Annotated in this window: 8 protein-coding genes and 1 pseudogene; 4 read left to right on the top strand and 5 right to left on the bottom strand. The window is 40.8% G+C overall.

The genetic code is table 11. The features are described 5' to 3' along the window. Positions 1 to 417: 417 nt before the first annotated feature. The 3 genes and pseudogenes from ACT8YW_RS19255 to ACT8YW_RS19245 all read left to right on the top strand — a co-directional run. A pseudogene (locus ACT8YW_RS19255) lies at positions 418 to 1,293 on the top strand (helix-turn-helix domain-containing protein); the annotation flags it as partial. Between the two features lie 176 nt (positions 1,294 to 1,469). Beyond that, complete coding sequence (locus ACT8YW_RS19250) at positions 1,470 to 2,129, top strand: DUF4840 domain-containing protein (RefSeq protein WP_117684274.1); 660 nt, start codon at positions 1,470 to 1,472, stop codon at positions 2,127 to 2,129. A gap of 125 nt (positions 2,130 to 2,254) precedes the next feature. After that, positions 2,255 to 2,947, top strand: coding sequence for a DNA alkylation repair protein (locus tag ACT8YW_RS19245; RefSeq protein WP_444106826.1), 693 nt, complete (start codon positions 2,255 to 2,257; stop codon positions 2,945 to 2,947). Between the two features lie 120 nt (positions 2,948 to 3,067). Here ACT8YW_RS19245 and ACT8YW_RS19240 read toward each other — a convergent pair whose 3' ends face one another. The 4 genes from ACT8YW_RS19240 to potA are packed head-to-tail and all read right to left on the bottom strand — an operon-like array spanning position 3,068 to position 7,423. After that, complete coding sequence (locus ACT8YW_RS19240; protein ID WP_444106825.1) at positions 3,068 to 4,399, bottom strand: ABC transporter substrate-binding protein; 1,332 nt, start codon at positions 4,397 to 4,399, stop codon at positions 3,068 to 3,070. A gap of 32 nt (positions 4,400 to 4,431) precedes the next feature. Beyond that, on the bottom strand, positions 4,432 to 5,226 hold the full coding sequence (locus ACT8YW_RS19235) for an ABC transporter permease (RefSeq protein ID WP_117684272.1): 795 nt from the start codon (positions 5,224 to 5,226) through the stop codon (positions 4,432 to 4,434). Beyond that, entirely contained in the window at positions 5,220 to 6,020 is an 801-nt protein-coding gene (locus ACT8YW_RS19230; protein ID WP_004316765.1) for an ABC transporter permease, read from the bottom strand. Before ACT8YW_RS19230 ends, ACT8YW_RS19235 begins: the two co-directional genes overlap by 7 nt. A gap of 11 nt (positions 6,021 to 6,031) precedes the next feature. Continuing rightward, positions 6,032 to 7,423 carry a polyamine ABC transporter ATP-binding protein gene (gene potA, locus ACT8YW_RS19225; protein ID WP_004316768.1) on the bottom strand — a complete coding sequence of 464 codons (1,392 nt, stop codon included), beginning with the start codon at positions 7,421 to 7,423 and terminating at the stop codon, positions 6,032 to 6,034. Positions 7,424 to 7,561: 138 nt separating this feature from the next. Here potA and ACT8YW_RS19220 point away from each other — a divergent pair, with 138 nt between their 5' ends. Beyond that, a complete protein-coding gene (locus ACT8YW_RS19220) occupies positions 7,562 to 8,665 on the top strand; it encodes a redoxin domain-containing protein (RefSeq protein ID WP_444106824.1) in 1,104 nt (367 codons plus the stop codon). A gap of 255 nt (positions 8,666 to 8,920) precedes the next feature. Here the strand turns inward: ACT8YW_RS19220 and glgP are convergent. Continuing rightward, positions 8,921 to 11,014: alpha-glucan family phosphorylase (gene glgP / locus ACT8YW_RS19215; RefSeq protein ID WP_444106823.1), on the bottom strand; the 2,094-nt coding region annotated here is incomplete at its 5' end.

The raw sequence follows: 11,014 nt of genomic DNA, 5'->3' as shown, positions 1-11,014 counted from the left end.
TCTTTGTCACTTGGAGGAAATTCACCATTTACGAAAGAATGATTCAAACTGTTAGAATTCATACTCTATATATAGACTTCACCTTCAACTATTCCCCCTCAAGATATAAATAATTACGAGTTTATATTTTGAGTTTATGAATGTACAACTATGAGATCATAGTTACAGTGAATTTCCTCTTTTATACCCAACAAAGGAAATTGGTGTATCTCATCTAAGTGGCGCTATTAAAAACAAATTCATATGAAATATTCAATAACAACGTCGCCCCTCGTTCCTGTCATCATGGCTATAACTCTTATTTATCAATTAAACTTTATCCCACTGTTCATTGTAGGAGGATTTTCTATTTATTGTATTTACTTCTATATCATTCTTATACAAAAAGAAAAAAATCTTTCAAAAGGATACACACATAAAAGTATATCCAAATACACTCCCATACAAATCATAGCCAATCAGGAAGAAACAAAAATAGACTCTTTATTCTGTAAAAAGTCTCATAAAAGAAAGTCTGTTAAACCCACTGTACTACTTGCTGACAGCAATATCGATTTCAGATCTTACCTGGAAACGCGTTTATCTGATCATTTTATTGTAAAAAGCTTCGGAAACGGTCTGGAAGCCTTAACATACATAAAAGAAGAATATCCAGACATTGTGGTCTGTGACACCATGCTACATGGTATGTACGGCAGTGAGCTTTCATCAAGATTGAAAACGTCCTGTGAAACTTCAATCATTCCCATTATCCTCTACGGCTCATATCTGAATGGAAGACAACGCAATACCAGAGAAACTTCTTTGGCCGATGTCTTTATAAATACGCCTTTTCATATAGAAGACTTAAAAATAGAGATGAATGTCCTGATTAAAAACAGCCGTTTTCTCCGAAAATCATTCCTGCAAAAAGTATTCGGAGAACAATTTCTAAAAATAGAAGAGGAGGAGGATACTTTGAGTGAAAAAAATTACATATTTATCAACCTTGTAAAGGATTTCATTCTAAAAAATATAGATCAGGAAAGTTTGACTATAGATGAAGTCGCATCCGAATTATGCATGAGCAGAACCACATTCTTTAATAAATGGAAATCGCTGACAGGAGAAGCGCCTAAATATTTTATATACCGAGTTCGCATGGAAAAAGCCCGTGAACTGCTGGAAAGTGGAAAATATTCTGTAAATGTGGTTCCGGAACTGATCGGGTTGAGGAATCTGAAAAACTTCCGCAACAAATACAAAGAATATTTTGGAATAACGCCCAGTGAATCTATTACGAAAAAACAATAATATACAAAGTTGGCTATTTGCTTAAAGGTCACATTCATCGAAACCTTTGCAACAGCATTCTTGCAAAAAAAAATATTCTGTTTTTTATTTCCTTGTGCAGTATTTTACAATTACCGGCATTTACCCTATGTACGTACACCTTAATTTTGAAAATTAATAATCTAATTTTAAACAGTATGAAAACTTTAACTGAAATAAAAAAAGTTCGTTGTTTTAATCGCTTAGTTTTATTTGTAGTGGCGTTGGGCCTGATAACCACTTTTACAGCATGTAGCAATGATGATGATTCAGACATTCCCGTATATTCTCTTAAAGATGTGGATGGAAATTATTCCGGTACCATGTTGACAGAGTCTGATCCGCCCGTTAACCCACAAACTAATTCCCCAAAAGAAGAACAGCCGGAAGGAGCCACCGTTACCGCTGAAGTAAAAGACAATCAGGTCATGATTAAAAAACTCCCGGTAGACGATCTCATCAAAAGTATCGTCGATGAAGAAACTGCCGGAATTATCATCGAAAATCTGGACGATATCAATTACAACATTCCTTATACCGCTGCCTTTAATGATGACAGTAAAGGCTCTATTCTACTTCAATTAAAACCTGAACCTTTGGAAATAAAATATACTATCCCGACTCAAGCACAAGCAGACGGAGAAGAAGCTCCTCAAATTACGATAAAAGTAACCATAGAAGCGGAAGAAAAGGGCCAATATACATATAAAGACCAAAAGCTTACATTTGAAATCAAAGCAACCAAAGTGGAAGTAGAAGGACAGCCGTTTGAAGAATTCTCGCCTACTACATTCAGTTTCGACATGGCCAAGAAGTGACTAACCGTATAAACTTTCCCAAAGTATTTTCATTATGATGGGAATTATCTCCCAAAAGAGTATGCCGTCACATGATGCGCATGCTCTTTTTTTTATACCTTTGTGAAATAACCAACTATATCAAAATGACTACAACTGAAAACATACGGAAAGAGTTACAAGCATTAGTAGATGCCAAATATAAGGAATTTCACTCTTCCCTCCTTCCGGGAGCGAACAATATTCTCGGTGTACGTATCCCCCAACTGCGAATCATGGCCAAAGAAATTATAAAAAAAGAGGACTGGCGTACGTTTGTAGAGTCAACCGATACGAACTATTATGAAGAAACAATGCTTCAGGGAATGATTATCGGACTGGCAAAAATGGAACTTGAAGAACGAATGAACTATGTAACGATGTTCATTCCCCGTATAGATAATTGGGCTGTATGCGACATTTTCTGCAGTGAACTGAAAACTGCCGTAAAAAAAGGAAAAGAAACCGTATGGCAATTTATCCAACCTTATCTGAAATCCTCTAAAGAATTTGAAATACGCTTCGGGATTGTGATGCTTTTCCACTATGTGGATGACGAACATATCGATTCGTTACTGGAATATGCCAATTTATTCAATCATGATGCTTATTATGCACGTATGGGTATGGCATGGATGCTATCATTGTGTTTCATCAAATTTCCCCAAAAGACAATGGAATATCTGAAACATAGTACATTGGATAACTGGACTTACAACAAAGCACTGCAAAAAACAATCGAGTCTTTCCGGGTAGACAAGGATACCAAAGATATACTTCGGAATATGAAAAGACGATAAAAACAAAACACGGTGAACATCCCGCCATTAGCATTCCGTTCACCGTGCTTCTTATTCTTTCTATAGATACCACTTCTATCTTCGCACCTATTTATTTTTTGTTTGTAATCCGGAGAAATACTAATTCCTCCTCACCTTTTTCCTTCTGCTTCTGCGCCTCTGTTGTTTCTGGCGGTTGTAACGCTGCCATCTTTTATAAATCATCCAGCCACTCATCAATGCAACAACGACAAAGATAAGAATAGTTATGCCAACCCCCAAATTATCGCCCTTAATACGCGACCAAATATCAAGAACTTCTTTTGTCTGATCGCCAAAGTCACGAATCATGGCACATCGTTCTACCACTTTGCGATCCGGGTATTGTATCTTATCAATTTGTATGCTGTCTGCACCCGGTCCGAAAAAGTAACTTAAATCGGCATAATAATGGAGGGTCGTGTCTGTTTTCTCTTCCAGTATTTCGGGCGTAGCTACGGAACTTACATATCCGCAAAAATCCATATTCCGCAAAGCAATGTCCGGACGGCACATAAAATTGATGAAATAACTGGCTGCTTCCGGATTTCTAGCGTATTTCGGGATTACCCAACCGTCATACCAGATATTGCTCCCTTCCTCGGGAACTTCATAATCCAAGTCCACTCCTACCGCATTTGCCTCTTCAATCGCCCAAATCGCGTCACCGCTCCAAGTCATATTCAGCCAGGCTTTATTCTTCGTCATCATCTCCTTGCCGAAATCCGCCTCCCAACCGGCAATATTCGGTTTCAAGGCTTTCAGGTATTTTTCGGCCAGTTCCATCGCACGTGGAGAGTAGTCGTTCATCAGCTCTTCCACTGTCACCGTTCCTTCTTTCAGTTCCTTCGCATGCGCATAAATGACAGCTGTTCCGTAAGCATCACGATAACTATCCTTCATCAGAATTTTTCCGGCGTACTTTTTATTCCAAAGACAATCCCAGGACAGCGCTACCGAATCGGGTACATAAGCCCGGTTATATAGAATTCCAGCCGTTCCCCACATATAACATACAGCATAGCGGCTCGCCTGCTCACCCGGTTGGCTCAATTTATTGATTTGTTCGCGGATAAACGGAGCTACATTATTCATGTAGTTGGGAGAATGTGCAAAATTCGTATCGATGGGCAGCAGCAAATGTTTCTTCAGCATACGCTCGATGATGTATTCCGAAGGACAGACCACATCAAAATCCTCATGCCCCTTTTCAATCTTCGTCAGCATGATCTCGTTGATGTCGAATGTCTGGTAAACGATACGGATATTCTCACCGGTCTGTTCTTTATAATATGCCTGGAAATCCTCGAGTACACCTTCGCCGATGTAATCTGCCCAGTTATAGATTTTAAGGACCCGCTCACGAGGTTCACCGGAATTATAGCATCCGGTCAAGGTCAGTAAGAGCAGGATTACGGGAATTATTCTTTTCATATTATTTATGTAGTAGCACATTTGATGGTCTATTAATCTTTTTTCTTCGCTTTTCCTGCCCGATAATTGATGCCAATCAGCAACGCCAGCACCACGACAAAAATGATAGCCGAAAGCGGACGAAGTTCAGGGGTCAGCCCTCCCTTGCGGGCATCGGCATAGATATAAGTAGAGAGCGTCTCCAGACCTTGATTACCGATGGTAAAGACAGTTACGGCAAAATCATCAATGGATAGGGTCAATGCAAGCATAAAACCACTAATCATTCCCGGACGAATCTCCGGAACAATAACTTTCCACAAAGCTTGCATGGGAGTCGCTCCCAAGTCAAGAGCGGCCTCATAAATATTCGGATTCATCTGCTTCAAACGAGGCAGAACGCTCAAAACAACGTATGGCGTACAAAAAGTAATATGAGCAAGCACTACGGTTGTGTATCCTTGTGTGATTCCTAAAGAAACAAACAAAAGGAAAAGTGAAATACCCGTGATGATATCTCCGTTCAGAATAGGAATACTATTCACAAAACTAATCGCTTTACGCGAACGGGATTTCAGATTAAAGATGCCGATAGCAGCCACACTACCCAGCAAGGTAGATGCCGTTGCAGCCAGCAGAGCAATAGTAATCGTGTTAATCAATGCATTCATCAAAGAATGATGCGTGCCTGTAGTGAAAAGCGAAGTATAAAGTTTTGTGGAGAAACCAGTCCAGTTGCCCAGCACTTTCGCTTCGGTGAAAGAATAGATGACGATAATCACGATAGGAGAATAAAGCAACAACAGCAATATCCACAAGTAAGCCTGCGCGAATATTTTCTTTACCATAACCCGCCTCCTTCGTTTGAATTGTCCTTATCGTCTGTGCTAAACAAAGAAGTAGCAGCAATCAGCAGCAACATAATAAGCGAAAGTGCCGCTCCATAGTTCCACATGCTGTTATTGATATTTTCCTGAATCGTTGTACCAAAGAGTTTGATGTTATTCATCGTCAGCAACTCGGCAATGGCAAATGTCGATATAGTCGGCATGAACACCATCATAATTCCACTCATCACACCCGGCATAGAAAGCGGAAGGACTGCTTTCAGAAAGACTTGCAGCGGATTGGCTCCCAAATCTTGTGCAGCTTCAATATAACTATGATCCATCTTCTGCAACGTGTTGTAAATAGGATAAATCATAAAGGGGATAAAGTTGTATACCATACCGAATATCAATGCTCCCTCGCCCAACGGTACACTAAAAAAGTCGAACAAGGCAACCGTAGCAAGGGTACGCACAAGAATATTTACCCACATCGGCAGGATAAACAGTACGACCATCGTCTTGGAACGGTTCAGCTTACTGTTACTCAATATCCATGCTGCAGGATAACCCAGCAAAATACAAACAAGGGTGGTAATGATAGCAATACCGATAGAATATACAAAGGTATTGATTGCTTCGGGATGTTCGAAGAACTTCTGAAAATTGGCGAGTGTCAAATGACCGCTATCATCGGTAAAGGCATATACGACAATTAAAAACAGCGGTATAATCACAAAGATCGCCGAAAAAATAATGTAAGGGAGAGTCCAACTCTTACGTGATGACAAAAAGACTATAAACTTCTTATTCACTTCCTTTCCTGTTAATCGGTTATTTTAATTATACGAATGGCATCTGGAGGGATGGTAATACCTACACGGTCTCCGTCATCCCATACATCGTTCGTATCTACAAATACATTCTCGTCCCAGTCTGACAATACGGTCAGATGATAATGGTCGCCCTTGTAAAGGATGAATTTCACCTCACCTGTGAGCGTTCCGTCTTCTTCATTATCCTGAAGAATCACTTTTTCAAAGTCTACCTCCACTTTGACATTCGTATCGGCAGCTATATCTTCCACCGGAGTACATTCAAAGTTACAGCCCAGGAATTCCACATGAGTGGCATCCAGCAATTTTCCTTCAAACGTATTGCAGATACGCTCTTTCTTCATGATGTGAATATCAAACGGTTTCACCAGCAGTCCGACTTCCGCTCCTACTTCAAAATGATGGTAATCCTGCACCAGGAATTCATATCCGCCGCACATCACCGTCATTTCATAATGCACACCTTTGAAAATAGAAGTCTCTACCACGCCTACCAACTGCGCCATATCCGAAACGGGGAAAATATAAAGATCTTCCGGACGGATGACTACGTCTACCGGAACATTTTCACCAAATCCTTCATCCACACATTCAAACTCCGTGCCGCAGAAGCGTACCAGCTTATCATGAATCATGGTACCATTGAGGATATTGCTTTCTCCGATAAAGTCGGCAACAAAAGCGTTGATGGGTTCATTATAAATATCAATCGGTGTACCGATCTGCTGAATCTTTCCTTCACTCATCACAACAATCGTATCGCTCAACGTCAATGCCTCTTCCTGATCGTGAGTGACGTAAACAAACGTTATACCCAAAGATTTATGCATTTCTTTGAGCTCCATTTGCATATCCTTACGCATTTTCAGGTCGAGCGCTGCCAGCGGCTCATCCAATAGCAACACTTCCGGCTCATTCACAATGGCACGGGCAATGGCTACACGTTGTTGCTGACCACCGGAAAGAGAATCCACATCGCGGTATTCATAATCTGTCATACCTACCATCTTTAAAGCAGCTTTCACTTTTTTCTCAATGGTTTGTTTCGGTGTCTTTTTCAGTTTCAGGCCGAAAGCAATATTATCATATACATTCAAGTGCGGGAATAAGGCATATTTCTGAAATACCGTATTCACGGGACGCTTGTGGGGAGGGGTTTGTGTTATTTCCATCCCCGAAATTCGGATCTCGCCTTCCGAAGCCGTCTGAAAACCGGCAATGAGACGCAACAACGTGGTTTTACCGCAACCGGAAGGACCAAGTATAGTGACAAACTCGCCCTTTTTCACGTTTAGAGTCACATCATCCAATGCTGTTTTATCGCCAAAATACTTCGATACATGGCTCACCTCAATGATGGATTTATCTTCTTGCATATTCATACTAAAGTTTGGGCTGCAAAGGTACACATTTCTGCGGTTTTCACCTAGGTGTTAATCTAATATAACAGTGTTTTTCGATGCCCGACAGAAAAAAAATCTATCTTTGCATAAATATTTATTCACTAATTTTACAAAAGCATGAAAAAGTTAACTTATTTAGTTATTGCAACGGCAGCGTTAGGCATGGTAGCTTGTACGGGCGGAAACAAAGCCGGATACGTTGTCACAGGTACGGTAGAAGGTGCAAGCGATGGTGACACCGTTTATCTTCAGGAAGCTACTGGCAGAAATTTAACCAAACTAGATACAGCCGTTATCACCAAAGGTACTTTTACCTTTGAAGGTACACAAGATTCTGTGGTTAGCCGCTATGTCACTTGCGAAGTGAACGGAGAGCCATTGATGATTGATTTCTTCCTCGAAAACGGAAAAATCAACGTTGCCCTGACCAAGGATAACGACGCTGTGACCGGTACTCCTAACAATGATGCATACCAGGAAATCAGAGCTCAAATCAATGACATCAGCAAGAAAATGAATACCATTTATGAAGCAATGGGCGACACTTCTTTAAGTGATGAGCAGAAAGAAGCCAAACAAAAAGAGGGTGCCCAGCTGGAAGAACAGTATGACAAAGTAATCAAAGAAGGTGTTAAGAAGAACATCACCAATCCGGTCGGAGTTTTCTTGTTTAAACAAACGTTCTACAATAACTCTACTGACGAAAATGAAGCTTTGTTGCAACAAATTCCTGCGAATTTCCAGAATGACGAAACAATCGTAAGAATCAAAGAGATGACCGACAAGCAGAAAAAGACTGCCGTAGGTACTCAATTTGTTGATTTCGAAATGCAGACTCCGGAAGGAAAGACTGTGAAGTTGTCTGACTACGTTGGTAAAGGTAAAGTGGTATTGGTTGACTTCTGGGCTAGCTGGTGCGGTCCTTGCCGTCGCGAAATGCCTAATCTGGTAGAAACTTACGCTAAGTATAAAGGTAAGAACTTCGAAATTGTAGGCGTATCTCTCGACCAGGATGGAGCTGCATGGAAAGAAGCAATCAAGAAGATGAATATGACTTGGCCACAAATGTCCGACCTGAAATTCTGGCAAAGTGAAGGTGCACAGCTTTATGCAGTAAACAGTATTCCTCACACTGTATTGATCGATGGCAGTGGTAAAATTATCGCTCGCGGTTTGCATGGAGAAGAACTTCAGACTAAAATTGCAGAAGCTGTAAAATAACAGATCGAAAGAGAAGGTTTTTCAAAGGCTTTAAAGTTCAAACAAGGGGCTAAATCACGCTTACTACGACATGTTGCAGTAAGCGTGATTTTTCTTTTTAGAGACTTTTCAGATGGCTTCTTGCTTATTAAAAACTTCACAAGTCAACAACCAAACAGATAAAATTCAGCCCCTGTAATTCTCGAAAGAACACAGGGGCTGAATCTATATATGAAAGTAAGGGAGAAGGACTCCCCTACTTCTATTTCAAACAAATTAGATAAACCAACGTACGTAGCAGAAGTCTTGACGGTGTGGAAGCTCCGGATTCTTCGGGAACATACGGTAAGACACCTTGAAGCTACCTGCATTTGACAAGCTGTGTTTAACTTGGAATGTATACAAGTTACCTTCTTTCTTGATAACGCTAAACGGTTCTACAGAGTAAACATGTTGTTTGCCGTCTGCAGTTGTGTAAGTAGTAACCAATTCAAGTCCCACTGCATCATTCAAACCTTTTTCATCGATAACGTAAGTTATAGTATATTCTTTTCCGCTTTCGATATCCCCATTCTTCAGCTCTTCTACCTTGTCACAAGATACGATTTCAATAGCATCCCACTTAGCAACCACATCTTCTTTCCAAGCTGCGATTTCTTTTGCTTTCGCATTATCATTAGCAGCCAAAGTCTGGAAACGTTTCGCCAGTTTGCAATAGAATTTGCTATAGTAATCATCCAGCTGACGCTTCATTGTATAATGAGGAGCAATCTGTGCGATAGAATTCTTCACCACTTTGATCCAACCTTCAGAATATCCTTTCTTATTACGTGCATAATACAATGGCAAAATTTCAGTTTCAAGAATACTGTAAATAGTAGCAGCATCCAACTGATCCTGATGTTCCTGGTTCTGATAGGTACGTTTTTCTGTCAACGCCCAGCCTGCACCTTCACGGTAACCTTCCAGCCACCATCCATCTAATACAGAGAAGTTAACAACACCGTTCATCAAAGCCTTTTCACCCGATGTACCGGATGCTTCCAACGGACGAGTCGGAGTATTCAACCAAATATCAACGCCTGAAACCAAACGACGAGCCAATTGCATATCGTAATTTTCGAGGAAGATAATCTTACCCAGGAATTCAGGACGGCGAGAGATCTCGATAATACGCTTAATCAAACCTTGCCCTGCTCCATCGTGCGGATGAGCTTTACCTGTAAACAGGAATTGTACCGGGTAATCAGGATTATTCACAATCTTAGAAAGACGATCCAAGTCGGTGAACAACAAGTGTGCACGTTTGTAAGTAGCAAAACGACGGCCGAAACCAATCAGCAATGCATTCGGATTGATCTTATCCATCAGTGAAACGATACGGGAAGGGTCTCCCTGGTTCTTCAACCATGTATCGCGGAATGACTTACGGATATAGTCAACCAACTTATTCTTCATAGTCATACGAGTCTTCCAAATCTCTTCATCGGGCACATTGTAGATAGCTTCCCAAATCTTAGGATTAGATTGATCGAACCAGAAGTTTTCGTTGAAATATTTAAAGTACAGTTCTTTCCATTCAGTTGCACTCCAAGTCGGGAAGTGAACACCATTCGTTACGTATCCTACATGGCTTTCTTCCGGGAAATAACCTTTCCAGATAGAAGAGAACATTTCTTGAGAAACCTTTCCGTGCAGCCAGCTCACACCGTTCACTTCCTGTGAAGTGTTACAAGCAAAAACAGACATACAGAAACGTTCGCCCTTATCACCCGGATTGTTACGTCCAAGATCCATCAAATCATCCCAAGTGATACCCATTCTGGAAGGATAACCACCCATATATTTGCCGAACAGGCCTTCATCAAAATAGTCGTGACCTGCAGGAACCGGAGTATGAACAGTGTAAAGAGAAGAAGCACGAACCAACTCGATAGCTTGATCGAAAGTCAATCCTGTAGCTACATAGTCGCAGATACGCTGAACATTGATTAATGCAGCATGTCCTTCATTACAGTGATAAACATCTTTCTTGATGCCCAGTGCTTTCAAAGTCAGGATACCACCGATACCCAACAAGATTTCTTGTTTCAAACGGTTTTCCCAGTCGCCACCATAAAGCTGGTGAGTGATAGGACGGTCGAATTCACTGTTCATTTCATTATCCGTATCAAGCAGATACAAAGAAATACGTCCAACGTTTACACGCCATACGTTTGCATGAACAAAATAATCAAGATAAGGAACGTCAACTATCAACGGCTGACCATTGGCATCCATTACACGTTCAATAGGAAGTTGGCCGAAGTTTTGTGCTTCGTAGTTGGCAATCTGCTGTCCATCCATAGACAACGTTTGAGTAAAGTAGCC

This window comes from Bacteroides sp., assembly GCF_052357945.1.
GTDB lineage: Bacteria > Bacteroidota > Bacteroidia > Bacteroidales > Bacteroidaceae > Bacteroides.
The sequence above is the reverse complement of the archived record's forward strand: the minus strand, read 5'-3'. Positions and strand labels throughout refer to the sequence as shown.